The 12,883-nt window shown below is 62.9% G+C and carries 16 protein-coding genes; 6 read left to right on the top strand and 10 right to left on the bottom strand.

Features of this window, described 5'->3' with window-relative positions; genetic code table 11:
* Positions 1–70: 70 nt before the first annotated feature.
* The 3 genes from glcF to KJQ96_RS19205 all read right to left on the bottom strand — a co-directional run bounded on the left by glcF (position 71) and on the right by KJQ96_RS19205 (position 4,428).
* On the bottom strand, positions 71–1,381 hold the full coding sequence (glcF, locus tag KJQ96_RS19195; RefSeq protein ID WP_213288113.1) for a glycolate oxidase subunit GlcF: 1,311 nt from the start codon (positions 1,379–1,381) through the stop codon (positions 71–73).
* The gene (locus KJQ96_RS19200) at positions 1,378–2,616 is read right to left on the bottom strand and encodes an FAD-binding protein (protein WP_213288114.1); all 1,239 of its coding nucleotides are present in this window, start codon (positions 2,614–2,616) and stop codon (positions 1,378–1,380) included. The genes glcF and KJQ96_RS19200 overlap by 4 nt, the downstream gene beginning before the upstream one ends.
* A 318-nt stretch (positions 2,617–2,934) precedes the next feature.
* Positions 2,935–4,428 carry an FAD-linked oxidase C-terminal domain-containing protein gene (locus KJQ96_RS19205; protein WP_213288115.1) on the bottom strand — a complete coding sequence of 498 codons (1,494 nt, stop codon included), beginning with the start codon at positions 4,426–4,428 and terminating at the stop codon, positions 2,935–2,937.
* A 225-nt stretch (positions 4,429–4,653) separates the two neighbouring features.
* Here KJQ96_RS19205 and cycA point away from each other — a divergent pair, with 225 nt between their 5' ends.
* Positions 4,654–5,046 (top strand): cytochrome c-550 CycA, encoded by a 393-nt coding sequence (gene cycA, locus KJQ96_RS19210; protein ID WP_057841445.1) that lies wholly within the window; start codon positions 4,654–4,656, stop codon positions 5,044–5,046.
* Positions 5,047–5,280: 234 nt separating this feature from the next.
* Here the strand turns inward: cycA and KJQ96_RS19215 are convergent, their stop codons facing one another.
* Positions 5,281–5,574: an antibiotic biosynthesis monooxygenase gene (locus tag KJQ96_RS19215; RefSeq protein ID WP_213288116.1), complete on the bottom strand. Its 294-nt coding sequence runs from the start codon at positions 5,572–5,574 to the stop codon at positions 5,281–5,283.
* Between the two features lie 127 nt (positions 5,575–5,701).
* A complete protein-coding gene (locus KJQ96_RS19220; protein ID WP_213288170.1) occupies positions 5,702–6,667 on the bottom strand; it encodes an alpha/beta fold hydrolase in 966 nt (321 codons plus the stop codon).
* A gap of 263 nt (positions 6,668–6,930) precedes the next feature.
* On the opposite strand from KJQ96_RS19220, the gene KJQ96_RS19225 reads away from it, so the two are divergent.
* Positions 6,931–7,110 carry a hypothetical protein gene (locus KJQ96_RS19225; protein ID WP_028351545.1) on the top strand — a complete coding sequence of 60 codons (180 nt, stop codon included), beginning with the start codon at positions 6,931–6,933 and terminating at the stop codon, positions 7,108–7,110.
* Positions 7,111–7,284: 174 nt separating this feature from the next.
* Here KJQ96_RS19225 and KJQ96_RS19230 read toward each other — a convergent pair whose 3' ends face one another.
* The 4 genes from KJQ96_RS19230 to KJQ96_RS19245 all read right to left on the bottom strand — a co-directional run bounded on the left by KJQ96_RS19230 (position 7,285) and on the right by KJQ96_RS19245 (position 9,387).
* Entirely contained in the window at positions 7,285–7,941 is a 657-nt protein-coding gene (locus KJQ96_RS19230) for a tetratricopeptide repeat protein (RefSeq protein ID WP_213288117.1), read from the bottom strand.
* Between the two features lie 92 nt (positions 7,942–8,033).
* Positions 8,034–8,159 (bottom strand): type B 50S ribosomal protein L36, encoded by a 126-nt coding sequence (gene ykgO / locus KJQ96_RS19235; protein ID WP_002718645.1) that lies wholly within the window; start codon positions 8,157–8,159, stop codon positions 8,034–8,036.
* 287 nt (positions 8,160–8,446) lie between these two features.
* Positions 8,447–8,896: a MaoC family dehydratase gene (locus tag KJQ96_RS19240; RefSeq protein WP_213288118.1), complete on the bottom strand. Its 450-nt coding sequence runs from the start codon at positions 8,894–8,896 to the stop codon at positions 8,447–8,449.
* Between the two features lie 14 nt (positions 8,897–8,910).
* On the bottom strand, positions 8,911–9,387 hold the full coding sequence (locus tag KJQ96_RS19245) for a MaoC family dehydratase N-terminal domain-containing protein (RefSeq protein ID WP_213288119.1): 477 nt from the start codon (positions 9,385–9,387) through the stop codon (positions 8,911–8,913).
* Between the two features lie 107 nt (positions 9,388–9,494).
* On the opposite strand from KJQ96_RS19245, the gene KJQ96_RS19250 reads away from it, so the two are divergent.
* Genes KJQ96_RS19250 through KJQ96_RS19265 form a run of 4 tightly spaced genes read left to right on the top strand, consistent with a single transcriptional unit; the run spans position 9,495 to position 12,443 of the window.
* Complete coding sequence (locus tag KJQ96_RS19250) at positions 9,495–10,379, top strand: amidohydrolase family protein (RefSeq protein WP_057841450.1); 885 nt, start codon at positions 9,495–9,497, stop codon at positions 10,377–10,379.
* A 47-nt stretch (positions 10,380–10,426) separates the two neighbouring features.
* Complete coding sequence (locus KJQ96_RS19255) at positions 10,427–11,209, top strand: dienelactone hydrolase family protein (protein ID WP_309142439.1); 783 nt, start codon at positions 10,427–10,429, stop codon at positions 11,207–11,209.
* Positions 11,206–11,952 (top strand): haloacid dehalogenase type II, encoded by a 747-nt coding sequence (locus KJQ96_RS19260; RefSeq protein ID WP_213288121.1) that lies wholly within the window; start codon positions 11,206–11,208, stop codon positions 11,950–11,952. The genes KJQ96_RS19255 and KJQ96_RS19260 overlap by 4 nt, the downstream gene beginning before the upstream one ends.
* 5 nt (positions 11,953–11,957) lie before the next feature.
* Positions 11,958–12,443: a YbaK/EbsC family protein gene (locus KJQ96_RS19265; RefSeq protein WP_213288122.1), complete on the top strand. Its 486-nt coding sequence runs from the start codon at positions 11,958–11,960 to the stop codon at positions 12,441–12,443.
* Here the strand turns inward: KJQ96_RS19265 and KJQ96_RS19270 are convergent.
* The gene (locus KJQ96_RS19270) at positions 12,440–12,799 is read right to left on the bottom strand and encodes a hypothetical protein (protein ID WP_213288123.1); all 360 of its coding nucleotides are present in this window, start codon (positions 12,797–12,799) and stop codon (positions 12,440–12,442) included. The two genes, KJQ96_RS19265 and KJQ96_RS19270, sit on opposite strands and share 4 nt — an antisense overlap.
* Positions 12,800–12,883 lie beyond the last annotated feature (84 nt).

Consider the following 12,883-nt stretch of genomic DNA (forward strand, 5'->3'; position numbering starts at 1 on the left):
GAAAACCGGATGCCGATCCGCTGTCGACGCGCGGAGCAGGCCTTCCGGATCATGCCCAAGGGCCGATCGATCAATTCAATCCTGGCCTGGGACCTCCCGTCGCCCAATCGAGAAGCTCAATCGTGTGCACCACAGGAACTGACGTACCGCCGGCAATTTGCACCATGCATCCAATATTGCCCGCAGCGATCATGTCCGGTTTGACTGTCGCAATGTTGGCGACCTTTCGATCGCGCAACCTGCTCGCAATGTCGGGCTGGAGAATGTTGTAGGTCCCCGCCGAACCGCAACACAAATGGCTCTCAGGTACATCTTTCACCACGAATCCATTCTTGGAAAGCAATTCTTTCGGAAGGGCTGTGATTTTCTGTCCATGCTGCAGCGAACAGGCCGAGTGATAGGCCACCGTTACGTCGCCTTTCTGGCTCGATGGCGTGAGCGCGATGCCGGCGAGATACTCGGTGATATCCTTTGCCAGCGCAGAGATTTGCGCTGCAGGGCTAGCGAAATCGCGATCCTCGCGCAGCATGAAACCATAGTCCTTGATGACCGTGCCGCAGCCCGACGCCGTGATCAGGATGGCGTCGAGGCCGCCTTGTTCCGCTTCCGTTTTCCACACCTTGATGTTGGCGCGAGCCCGCGCCAGCGCGTCGCCGTCCTGCCCGAGGTGATGGGTGAGCGCGCCGCAGCATTGCTCGTCCCTGACCAGGACCACCTCGATGCCGTGGCGCGTCAGGAGATTGATGGCGGCCTGGTTGATGCGCGGCGCCAGCACCTGCTGGGCACAGCCCTGCAATAGGGCGACCCGCCCGCGCTTCTCGCCCTGGGCCGGAAACACGCTGCCGCCCGAGGGGCCCGGCGGCGGAAGGCGTTTCGGCGCGAGCGCCAGCATCGCCTTGATTCGCCGCATCAGGCCGGGGGTCGCGGCCGCCTTCGCCGGCAGCAGGGCCGCGAACGGGCGGGCGAGCCGCGCCATGATCATGCTGGCGCGAAACAGCTCTGGCCGAGGCAGCACGAGCGCCAGCACCGCGCGCAAGGCCCGCTCGGCGAGCGGCCGCGAATAGTCGCGCTCGATCCGGACCCGCGCCTGATCGACCAGGTGCATGTAATGCACGCCGGACGGACAGGTCGTCATGCAGGCGAGGCAGGAAAGGCAGCGGTCGATGTGCTTGACCACCTCCGCCGTCGGCGGGCGGTCCTTTTCCAGCATCTCCTTGATCAGGTAGATGCGCCCGCGCGGGCTATCGAGCTCGTCGCCGAGCAGGACGTAAGTCGGACAGGTCGCGGTGCAGAAGCCGCAATGCACGCAGGCGCGCAGGATCTTGTCGGCTTCGGAGATATCGGGATCGGCGAGCTGGGCCAGTGAGAATTCGGTTTTCATGACGCTGATACCCTCACCATCCGGCCGCGGTTGAGGATGATCTTCGGATCGAAGCTGTGGCGCACGCGCTCGCTCAGCGCGGCGATGCCGCCGGATTGCGGATGGAAGACGTCGACATTTTGCCTGATCTCTTCGGACGCGCGGATCAGCGACGCGTGGCCGCTGGCTGCCTCGACGCGCTGACGCACCATCGCGGTTAGCGCGTCCGGCTTGGGCGGCAACGCCGCCCAGATCAGGCCGCCGCCCCAATCATAGATCACGTCGCCGCCGGTCTCGCGCGCCACCGCCTGCCCGAGCGCGCCGCCGGATGCCGGCGGACAGACGATCCGCCACACCGGCCAGGCGCCGAGCGCGCCGCTTGCGGCGAACGGTTCGACGTCGCGGATCGCGCTCCAGAGCGTTGCCGAGGCGGCGTCCTCAAGCATTTCCACCGACCCGAACGGCGCAAGCGTTTTGCCCAGCGAAGTGGCGCGATCCGCGACCGAAGCTGCGATGCCCTCAAGCCGCAACAGCGTGACCGCCCGCCCCTGAGAGGCAAAATCCGCAAGCGCGCCGGTCGCAGGGCGGAACGCCGAATTCGGCAGGTGCGCTGCGCCCGAGACGTCAAACGGCGAGCCGAGTGCTGTGGTCATCGCCCGGTTCGCGACCACATCGTCGAGGCCTGCGAGCACCAGCGTGCGCTCGCTCTCAGGCTTCGGCATCACCTTCAGCGTGACTTCGGTCATGACAGCCAGCGTGCCCCACGAGCCCGCCAGGAGCTTGCAGAGATCGTAGCCGGTGACGTTCTTCACCACCCGTCCGCCGGTCTTGAAGCTGTCGCCGAAGCCGGACACCGCATGCGCGCCCAGCAGGTGATCGCGGGCGCCGCCGGCCTTGATGCGGCGCGGACCGGCGAGACCTGAGCCGATCATGCCGCCGACCGTGCCGTTGCCGGATATGCCTGTCAGTGCCGACGTATCGATCGGCTCGAAGGCGAATTGCTGGTTCTTGGAATCGATCAGCGACTGCACGTCGGCGAGCGGGGCACCGGCCTGCACCGTGATGATCAGCTCGTTCGGCTCATAGGCGCTGACGGCGTTCAGCGCCGACACATCGAGCACGGCATTGGTCGCCATCGGCTGGCCGATGCCACGCTTGGTGCCATGGCCGACGATCTCAAGCGGCTGCTCGCCGGCGATCGCCGCCCGCACGACCTCCTCGACGTCCTTGGCGTCACGTACTTTTAGCGTGTCCACGGCGCACCTGATTTGCACGCGCTGAAACGCGGTCTTCGTATCTCGCTCGTCAGCGCCCGGAGGGCGTGAGAGTCCCCTTCACGTCTGAGACCGACTTCGGAGTCCGTCGCTAGAGCATGATGAATTTTGGTTAGATCGGTCTGGCCGCGCTTTACCTCTCCCGCTTGCGGGGGAGGTCGGCGCGAAGCGCCGGGTGGGGGTTCTCTCCACTCCGGCAGTGTCGCCCGCGGAGACACCCCCACCCCGACCCTCCCCCGCAAGCGGGAGAGGGAGCGCACCCTATCCGTGGTCGCAATCAACTCCAATTTCATCATGCTTTTAAAATCTCGGAATGTCCGGAAACGCCAATTTGCCGGCGTGCACGTGCATGCGGCCGAGTTCGGCGCAGCGATGCAGCGTCGGAAACACTTTTCCGGGGTTGAGCAGGCCCTGCGCGTCGAAAGCGCATTTCAGGCGCTGCTGCTGGTTGAGGTCCACTTCCGAAAACATCTCGCCCATCAAATCGCGCTTCTCGATGCCGACGCCATGCTCGCCGGTCAGCACGCCGCCGAATTCGACGCAGGCCCGCAGGATGTCGGCGCCGAAGGCTTCCGCCCGCTCGATCTCGCCGGGCTTGTTGGCGTCGTAGAGGATCAAGGGGTGCAGATTGCCGTCGCCGGCGTGAAACACATTGGCGACGCGCAGATCGTATTTCGCCGAGAGGTCGCGGATGCACGCGAGTGCCTTCGGCAGCGCGCCGCGCGGAATCGTACCGTCCATGCAGAGATAGTCAGGCGATATCCGCCCCACCGCCGGAAACGCCGCCTTGCGGCCAGCCCAGAACAGGTTGCGCTCGGCCTCCGACGTCGAAATCTGGCAACTCGTCGAGCCGCAGCCTTGCGCGATCGCCTCGACCCGCTTGATCAATTCGTCGACCTCGACGCTCGGACCGTCGAGCTCGATGATCAGAAGCGCATCGACATCGAGCGGATAGCCGGCGTGAACAAAAGCCTCGGCGGCGTGGATCGCCGGCTTGTCCATCATCTCCATGCCGCCGGGAATGATGCCGGCGCCGATGATCCGTGCCACGCATTCGCCGGCCGCCTCGACCTCGGCGAAGCCGACCATCAGGGCGCGGGCCGTCTCCGGCTTCTGCAGGATTCGCACCGTGATCTCGGTGATGACGCCGAGCAGGCCCTCCGAGCCGGTGATGATGCCCATCAAATCGTAGCCGGAATTTTCGGCGGCCTTGCCGCCGATGCGCAGGATCTCGCCGGACATCAGCACGATCTCGCAGCCCAGCACGTTGTTGGTGGTCATGCCGTATTTCAGGCAATGCACGCCGCCGGAATTCTCCGCGACATTGCCGCCGATCGAGCAGGCGATCTGCGAGGAGGGATCGGGCGCGTAATAGAAACCGGCATGCGCCACCGCCTGGCTGATGGCGAGATTGGTGACGCCGGGTTCGGTGACCACCACGCGGTTGTCGAAATCGATCTCGCGGATGCGCTTGAACTTGCCCAAGCCCAGCAGCACGCCGTCCACGAGCGGCAGCGCGCCGCCTGACAGTGACGTGCCGGAGCCGCGCGGTACCACCTTGATGCCGTGTTCGAAGCAGTATTTGAGAACTCTGGATACCTGCTCCGTGGTATCGGGCAGCACCACGACCATCGGCGGCTGCCGGTAGGCGGTGAGACCATCGGACTCATAGGCCAGCATCTCGGCCGCACTGTCGATCACGCCCTCGCCCGGCACGATCGTGCGAAGAGCGGTAACGATGGCCTCCCGGCGTTCCAGAACCGCCTGATCGGAAGCCGGCATCATGATGGCCATGCGAATCCTCCAGGCCCGGCGAATAACGATTTGTGGTGGTAAATCAAGCACGTCTGCCAAGGTTTGGGTAGGCTATCCGAAGGTCGGATTGCCATGCTTCAGACGATCAGTTCTCTCTGGGACAAGTCGGCAATGGTGAAACCTGTCAAAGTTTCGTGGCTTGTCCAATCCAAGCGGGCCTGCCACAAGAAATCTGCCTCTCTGGGAAGAAACAAAGAGCACCACATGAAAATATCGACTTTGAGCGCGCTGGTCGTCGTTACCTCATTGGCCGCGTCATCGGGCGCGCTGGCGCAGGACGTCGCCGCCGGCAAAACCTCGTTCAACAAATGCCTGGCCTGCCACGCGATCGGCGAGGGTGCCAAGAACAAGGTCGGTCCGGTGCTGAACGGGCTCGACGGCCGCAAGTCCGGCACCATCGAGGGCTATTCCTATTCGGAAGCCAACAAGAATTCCGGCATCACCTGGGGCAAGGATGTGTTCCTCGAATACATCAAGGACCCCAGGGCGAAGATTCCCGGCACCAAGATGATCTTCGCCGGCATCAAGAACGAGAAAGAGGCGAACGACCTCTGGGCCTATATCTCCTCGTTCGACAAGGACGGGAAGCAGAAGTGAGAGCTGCTTTTCTCCACCGTCCCCTGGAGGGGTCCGAGACGAGCGAAGCTCGCTCGTGGGTCGCCGCGTAGCGGCGGGGTGGGGTGAAGGTCTCTCCCCACCCCACAGTACCCGAGTGGAGAGATCACCCCACCCCGTCTCAGATTTCGCTGCGCTCCATGTGAGCCGACCCTCCCCCTCCAGGGGAGGGTGAAAGATGCTGCCCTGCTCGAGAGAGCTCCAGCACTCGCCGCGTCAAGCCAGCGTGTGCACGATCACCGGTCCGGCCGTCGCGGTGGCCGGCCCGGTCAGCAGCGGCGCCAGGTCGTGTTCGATCCACGCCAGCGCGCGCTTGTTGGATTCCTCGGCGGCCGCATAGTTGTTGAACAGGCTGATCGCGATCACCGTATCGTCGGGTGCGTAGACCACATAGTAGCCCATGAAGCCCTCGACGCCGCTGATGACGGGAATCGCGCCCTCCTTGATTCTGCGTGTCAGCTCTTCGGCCTTGCCGGGCTTGGCCTTGCCCTGACGAATGGCGGCGTACATGGGGCTCTCCCTCGAACGTAAGCTGCCCGATATCGCAACTCTTAAGCCTCATCCCTCGCGGGACGAGCAGCGGAATCCCGCGCGCGTTGATCGTATCTCATCCAATGCCGTCAGGCCACGCGCACGCTCAACGCGCCGCTACGGTCGCCACACTCGGCGGCAATGCGCCGATCATCGCCTCGATTTCGGCGACGACGAGATCGGGAACCGCATTCTGAATCATGTGACCGACGCCCGGCAGCACGATCAGTTTCGCGTTCTGGGCTGCCGCCGCGAACGGCCGTGAGTGGATGTTGGTCGACACCGTCTTGTCGGCGTCGCCGGTGATGATGGTGACGGGCGCCTTGATCTCGCCGTAGCGCGGCGCCTGCTCAGCGACCGCCGCTTTCAGCGTTACCAGATCGCGCGCATTGGCAATGAATTCGCGCGGCCGCAGCAACAGCGGCGTGGCGGTGTTTCTGACAAAGCCGTCCGGCATGGTCTGCGGCAGGAACACGCCCCGCGCGCCCGAATCCGCCAGCAGCATTCCGAGCGGCAGCGTGATGGTGTAGGCGAACAGCGGGCCGACTACCGGCGTGGCGATCAGCCTGTTGTAGCGCCCGACGCCACCGGGCCAGGGATAGGCCACCGGCGCGAGCATCACCAAACCGGCGACAGAATGCGGGTAGTCCAGCGCGATACGCGCCCCCAAAGCGCCGGCCCAGGAATGAACCACGAAGATCGCCTGGCCGACGCCGAGCTTGGTCAGCGCCTCCTCGATCATGCGGGCCTGAATTTCGGGCGTGGAGTCCTGAAGGCGGGCGCGGGTGCTCCAGCCATGCCCGGGACGGTCGATCAGGATCACGCGGTGGTTTCCGGCAAGCCGCTCCCCGACCGGCTGCCGCATCACTTCCAGATTGGAACTGGCGCCGTGCAGCATTACGATCGGCGGACCAGCCGCATCGCGCGGGCCGATATCGAGGATATGCAGGGCTCCGCCCGCCACCTCGACCATCCGGCCCTGGGCCGGATGGGCCCGTTCGCTGAGAAAAACGCCGGCTTGCGTGGCCAGCGCCAGCACCGCCAGCGCCGCCACTAAAATCACCACCACCATCAAGAGTTTCCGGCTGATTTTCTGCACCAGCGAGCTACGGCCCGGATCGGCGCGGGTTTCGGAAGCTGTCCACAGAGGGCAGAACCTGTGGATAGCGGGGTCATACTGACGTCATCAGCAAATTTGTACAGTGACGTTGCCACTTTTGCCATGTGTGCGCGTGCCTGATTGGGGGGTAGCCAGGCGCTTGCACTGTACCCAACATCCACAGGAACAGGGCCGCTCACTACAAATTGTTCCAGCGTATCATCGGAGGACTACCCATGATTTCCGACGCAAGCGAAGCCGCCATCGACCAGATCGTAGCGAGTTGCAATGGCGACATCCGCGGCGCACTCAAGGCGCTGCTGCGGGTCAACGAGCAGCTTGAGACTGAGTTGGCGCAAATCTACGCGGCGGTAGGCCTCGACGGTCTGGCCCGCGGCAGCAACGCCGTACACTAAGTCTCGTGAGAGGTCCTGTGAGCCGACGCGTTTTCCAAGACGCAAAAGGGCTCAATAGCACTCTGGTTGGTGCTCGTTTTCCGGCGTCTCTGCGGGCGGCTCGTCGACCGCCAGCTAGCAGCAGTTGGCGCACGCGGCGCGACGTGTCATGCTTGGTGCAATCGCCGCGAAAGTTCAGATATCGCGGCCTTCGACCTTTTCGGTCAGCGTCTTGACCAGTTCCGGCACCTTCTCGAGATGCGGGTTGACGGCCAGCGCCTTGCGGAAGGCTTCCAGCGCACGCTTTTCGTCGCCGATCTCCTGCATGATCATGCCGAGCCCGGCCAGCGCGCCGAAATGCCGAGGCTCGCGGATCAGCACCTGCCGAATGTCCTCAAGCGAACGGGTGTAGTCGTTCTTCAGGTAATACAGCGTGGCGCGACGATTCCATGCCTCGACGTAGTCGGGACGCAGCTTGACGAGAGAATCCAGCAGTTTTAGCGCGACGTCGACCTTCTGTGCATCCATCGCGGCCTTGGCGCGCAGCATCAACAGCGCAGCCGTGTCGCTCGGCGTCTGCATCCACTGCGCCCAGATCCGCGCCTCGACGTGTTTGGCGCTGGCTTCATCGGGGGCAGCTTTCAGGGCGCCGAACAGGAAATCCAGCCCGCGGGTGCGATCCGCATCAACCTTCGGAAGCTTGCTCGGCGCTTCCGGCAACTTCTTCTCGGATTTCGGTGGAGGAATGACCCTGGGGTCGTTCTGGGCAAACGTAGCGGCCGGCACGGCCGTCAAGGCAGCGGCAAGGACTACGATCCGGTAATTACGCGCGCCTGGGAATCTCAAAACCATGGAGCAAGTCTAGACGCGCAAAATCGCGCCGCAAAGCAGCAGATCGTCAAAGACCCGTGAAGCGAAGGAAAAAGCCGGCTGAGCCGCCAGGATTAACCCTGGCGGGCCTTGAAGCGGCGCTGCACCTTGTTGATCACGTAGACCCGGCCCTTGCGGCGGACCAGACGGTTGTTGCGGTGGCGACCGCGCAGCGATTTCAAGGAGTTACGGACCTTCATGGGACAATCCTGATGCTTTGAAAGGCCGTGTTGGAGGCCCGAACCTGAGCTACCCGAAAGTGGCAAAATGGGATTAATCCCGAAAAGCGGCCAACCGCCCGGGACGGGGCGGTTTCTAAGCAGCGCGAGCTCGGATGTCAATCCAGATGCGCCGTCTCAAGGCAGGCCCTCGGAAAATAGCCGTCATTCCGGGGCGATGCGCAGCATCGAACCCGGAATCTCGAGATTTCCGGGTCTGGTCCTTCGGACCATCCCGGAATGACGGTGTAGGGGCGGCCCAATCTGAATCAGTGGCAGAACAGGTCGCGCGGGAACTCGACCAGGGCCTCGCCGGTCGCGACCTTTTCGCCCGTCTGGTTCTTCACCACGACGTCGATCAACACCCAGCGGGATTTTTCAGTGACCTGCTTGGCCTTGATGATTCCGCTGGGCTGGATGGTGTCGCCCGGCCGGACCGGCTTGACCCATCGCGTCTCAAGCCGGCGGTGGATCGCGCCTGCAGGATAGGCCCAGTCGGTGATCATCCGCGAGATCAGACCAAAATTGTTCATGCCGTGCATGATGATGCCGCCGAAATTGGTCTTGCCGAAACTGCCCTTCATGTACTCGTCGTCGAGATGCAGCGGGTTGTAGTCCAGCGAGGCGTCGCAAAACAGTCGGATGGAGTCACGGCTCACCGCGAAGGCGGGACCGTCGATGGCATCGCCGGCTCTGAGCTTTTCGAACGTCGTGGTCATCGCAACCTCCCCGCTCACATCGGCCGAATCGTCCAGCCACGGCCGGAACAGATTACGTCGCCCTTCTGATTAAAGAAGACGTTGTCGTGCACCACGAACAGCCGCTCACGCTTGATGAACTTGTCGAGCGCGCGGGCCTGCAAGGTGATGACGTCGTTGGGCCTGGCCGGAATGTTATAGCTCCAGGACTGCCCGGCATTGACGGTGCCCGGCGAGCGCATCCAGTCATCCGCCGGAGTGCAGGAGAACATCAGGAGGATGTGGATCGAGGGCGGCGCGATCAGCCCGCCATAGCGCGTGGTCTTCGCATAGGCCTCGTCGAAATAGATCGGATGAGTTTCGCCGACCGATTTGCAGTACAGCTCGATCGCCTCTTTGGTCAGCGTGTAGGGGATGGTCTTGCGCGGCTCGCCGGGAACGATGTCGTCCCAGACCTTTCGTAAATTGGCGTCTTTCCAGAAATCGGTCTCGAAGGCCTGCGTTTGGGCCATGCCGCGCTCCCTTATTTTCCGTCTTTTGTTTCTGCCGCCTTGCGGAATTCGTTATATAGTATAATCAATTTTCCAGACCCAAAAATCAAGCCGGCGGGAAACTCAGGATGACCAAGCTCAAGCTGCCCGATATCGAGAAAGTCGTCGCGATCGACATCCACACCCATGCGGAAGAGCCCTGCGGGTTGCATGGCGACGACGGCTATGACGATTTTCAGGAGCGCATGGCCGAATACTTCAAATCGCCGCACAAGCATCCGCCAACCGTGCCGGAGACCGCGGCCTATTACCGCTCGAAGAACATCGCGGCCGTGATCTTCCCGGTCGATGCCGAGCGCGAGACCGGCTTTCGCCGCTACAACAATTACGAGATGCTGGAAGTCGCCTCCGACCATCTCGACGTTTTGATCCCGTTCGTCTCGATCGATCCGCACAAGGGCAAGTTAGGGGTGCGCGAGGCGCGCAAGCTGATCGAGGAATACGGCGTCCGCGGCTTCAAATTCCATCCGACCATGCAGGGCTTTTACGCCAACGACCGCATGGCTTATCCACTTTACGAAGCGATCAACGACGGCGGCGCGATCGCATTGTTTCACACCGGGCAGACCGGGGTAGGTTCCGGCATGCCCGGCGGCATGGGGATGCGCTTAAAATATTCCAACCCGATGTACATGGACGATGTCGCGGCTGACTTCCCCGACCTCAAGATCATTCTCGCGCACCCCTCCTTCCCGTGGCAGGAAGAGGCGCTGTCGGTCGCGACCCACAAGCCGAACGTCTATATCGACCTCTCCGGCTGGTCGCCGAAATATTTTCCGCCGATTCTGGTGCGCTACATCAACTCGATTTTGCAGGACAAGATGCTGTTCGGCTCGGACTGGCCAGTGATCACGCCAGACCGCTGGCTGGCGGATTTCGCCAAGCTCGAGATCCGCGAGGAGATCAGGCCCAAGGTGATGAAAGCCAACGCAAGGAAGATTTTGGGTATATAGTACGATGTCCCATGCAAGCGGACTATTGAGCACGAGGATGGTCCGTGGTGAAGCTCGCCAAAATCGCCTTCGCCGCCGCGCTCCTGATTGGAAGCGCGGCCAATTGCTTTGCGGCTGACAAGTCCCCGATCGTCGTTGAAATCGAAAGCCCGCTTGCCAGCCCACACCCGCTTCAGGGTTATCTAAGGCAAACCACTGACGCTGGCCCTTCCCCGGCCGTCATCCTGCTGCACAGTTGCAACGGTAACTGGCAGCGGACCGACGAGCGCTGGGGAAAGCGGATCACGGAGTGGGGCTACGTGACTCTCACGGTAGATAGCTTGGGTCCGCGCGGCATCGATAGCTGCCACCGGGCCCTGAAGTTTCTGGTACGGCTTCCATCGGTTGATCCCGCCCGCGTCGCGGTGCTGGGTTTCGCGCGCGGTGGCGCGACGGCACTCAGGGCGGTCGAACATGGCCCCTTCGAAAAGACATCGCCGAACAAATTCGGGGCCGCTATCGCGTTCTATCCACCTTGCAGCAGCTTCAAAGGCTATATGACAGCGCCGACGCTTATCCTGATCGGCGAACTCGACGACTGGACGCCCGCCGAGGAGTGCCGCAATATGGTGGACGGCCAGGACGCTTGGGGGATTTCACGGCAGGAGCGCGGCGCCCCGGTCAAACTGATCGTCTATCCCGGCGCCTATCACGCTTTCGATGCGCCTGGTCCAAAGAATCCGATCGAGGGTCACCACCTCGAATTCAACCAGTCGGCGACGGATCAATCGTCCGAGGCGCTTCGCGAGTTTCTCGGCGCGACCATCGGCGCGAAAGAGCAGTTACCATGACCATCAAAGCCGTTGTCTTCGACGCCTATGGCACGCTTTACGATGTCCAGTCGGTGGCTGACGTCACCGAGGACGCGTTTCCGGGCTATGGCGGGATCATCACGCAGGTCTGGCGCATCAAGCAACTCGAATACACCTGGCTGCGTTCGCTGATGGGACGCTATCAGGATTTCTCGGTCGCCACGCGCGACTCGCTGGCCTACACACTGCGCAGCCTCGGGCTGCAATATGACGACGATGCTTTCGCGCGCATCATCGAGAAGTATCTGCATCTCGATCTCTATCCGGATGCGCTTGCGGCGCTATCGGCGATGAAGGATCGCAAGCTCGCGATCCTGTCCAACGGCAGCCCCGGCATGCTGGGCGCGCTGGTGAAGAACAGCGGGCTCGAGCAGGTGCTCGATGCCACCATCAGCGTCGACGCGAAGAAGATCTTCAAGCCCAGCCCCGAAGTCTATGCGCTGATCGAGGAGGTGCTGCACGTGCCGCCCGCCGAGGTGCTGTTCATCTCCTCCAACCCGTGGGACGCCTGCGGCGCCAAGGCGTTCGGGCTCCACGTCGCCTGGATCGAGCGGGTGACGCCGGAAGCGATGGCGCTGGCCTGCCTCGAAAGCGAGACGCTGCCGCCCTTGACGATGTTCAAGATATTGCGCACCCAGATGGATGAGCTGGGATTTGAGCCCGATCATCGCATCCACAGCCTCTCCGAACTGCCCGCACTGGTGTCTGCCCAAAGGTCCTGAACAAGATGAGTCTACAATCCGTGCGCGCCTTCTTTGCAGAAAGGGCGCCCGAAATCCCCGTGATCGAATCCGAGATGAGTTCTGCGACCGTCGCGCTGGCGGCGGAGGCTTACGGCGTCGAGCCGGCGCGGATTGCGAAGACGCTGAGCCTGCGGATCGGCGACCGCGTCATCCTGATCGTCGCGGCCGGCACGTCGCGAATGGACAACAAGAAGGTGAAGGCGCTGTTCGGGGGAAAACCGAAAATGCTCGGCCTCGAGGAGGTCGCCGAGATCACCGGGCACGAGGTCGGCGGCGTCTGTCCGTTCGGACTGAAGACGCCGCTGCCGGTCTATTGCGACGTGTCGCTGAAGGCGTTCGACATCGTGGTGCCCGCCGCGGGCTCAACCCACAGCGCGGTGAAGATTACGCCTGCGCGCATGGCCGAACTGACGTCGGCCGAATGGGTCGACGTCTGCGAACTCAGGCCTGCGTCGGAAGCGGCTGCCTAATCGTATTCAAAGAACGGCCTCGGCTGCACCGCCTGCGGCTGTACCGGTTGCGGCGCACGTGAACGCGGCACCGTCTGTTGCGGCACTCCGCGCGGAGGCGGCGTCGGCTGCGCGTTGGCCTGCGATTCGAATACGGCGCGGCAACCGGTGGAGAGCTGCGGCGTGTTGTACCGCAAACATGCCACGATCCGGTTGACGTCCGGAATCTGGTCGCCGCAGAGCCGCCAGACGTCGGGCGTGCAGGCCATCTGCTGTTCCCAGGTTCCGCGATATTCCTGCGAGAAAGCGGGAACGGCAGTACCAGTTCCGCCGCCGATCGCGAGGGCGAGTGCAAGGACGATCCGCTGCGTTTGCATGGACAGGTCCCCTTCCTTTCAATTTTCACAGGCGCGGAAGCTCCGCGCGGCGACGGCACTAAGCCTGTCGAATGAATGCGGCCA

This window comes from Bradyrhizobium sp. sGM-13, assembly GCF_018398875.1.
Taxonomy (GTDB): domain Bacteria; phylum Pseudomonadota; class Alphaproteobacteria; order Rhizobiales; family Xanthobacteraceae; genus Bradyrhizobium.

Excerpts from the sequence above, each read along its gene's own strand:
- KJQ96_RS19225 (WP_028351545.1), top strand. The coding sequence starts at position 6,931 with ATGATTTCCGACGCAAGCGAAGCCGCCATCGACCAGATCGTAGCGAGT.
- ykgO (WP_002718645.1), bottom strand. The coding sequence starts at position 8,159 with ATGAAGGTCCGTAACTCCTTGAAATCGCTGCGCGGTCGCCACCGCAAC.
- KJQ96_RS19265 (WP_213288122.1), top strand. The coding sequence starts at position 11,958 with ATGAGTCTACAATCCGTGCGCGCCTTCTTTGCAGAAAGGGCGCCCGAA.
- KJQ96_RS19245 (WP_213288119.1), bottom strand. The coding sequence starts at position 9,387 with ATGGCCCAAACGCAGGCCTTCGAGACCGATTTCTGGAAAGACGCCAAT.
- KJQ96_RS19215 (WP_213288116.1), bottom strand. The coding sequence starts at position 5,574 with ATGTACGCCGCCATTCGTCAGGGCAAGGCCAAGCCCGGCAAGGCCGAA.
- glcF (WP_213288113.1), bottom strand. The coding sequence starts at position 1,381 with ATGAAAACCGAATTCTCACTGGCCCAGCTCGCCGATCCCGATATCTCC.
- KJQ96_RS19270 (WP_213288123.1), bottom strand. The coding sequence starts at position 12,799 with ATGCAAACGCAGCGGATCGTCCTTGCACTCGCCCTCGCGATCGGCGGC.
- KJQ96_RS19230 (WP_213288117.1), bottom strand. The coding sequence starts at position 7,941 with ATGGTTTTGAGATTCCCAGGCGCGCGTAATTACCGGATCGTAGTCCTT.
- KJQ96_RS19220 (WP_213288170.1), bottom strand. The coding sequence starts at position 6,667 with ATGGTGGTGGTGATTTTAGTGGCGGCGCTGGCGGTGCTGGCGCTGGCC.
- KJQ96_RS19205 (WP_213288115.1), bottom strand. The coding sequence starts at position 4,428 with ATGGCCATCATGATGCCGGCTTCCGATCAGGCGGTTCTGGAACGCCGG.
- cycA (WP_057841445.1), top strand. The coding sequence starts at position 4,654 with ATGAAAATATCGACTTTGAGCGCGCTGGTCGTCGTTACCTCATTGGCC.
- KJQ96_RS19240 (WP_213288118.1), bottom strand. The coding sequence starts at position 8,896 with ATGACCACGACGTTCGAAAAGCTCAGAGCCGGCGATGCCATCGACGGT.
- KJQ96_RS19260 (WP_213288121.1), top strand. The coding sequence starts at position 11,206 with ATGACCATCAAAGCCGTTGTCTTCGACGCCTATGGCACGCTTTACGAT.
- KJQ96_RS19250 (WP_057841450.1), top strand. The coding sequence starts at position 9,495 with ATGACCAAGCTCAAGCTGCCCGATATCGAGAAAGTCGTCGCGATCGAC.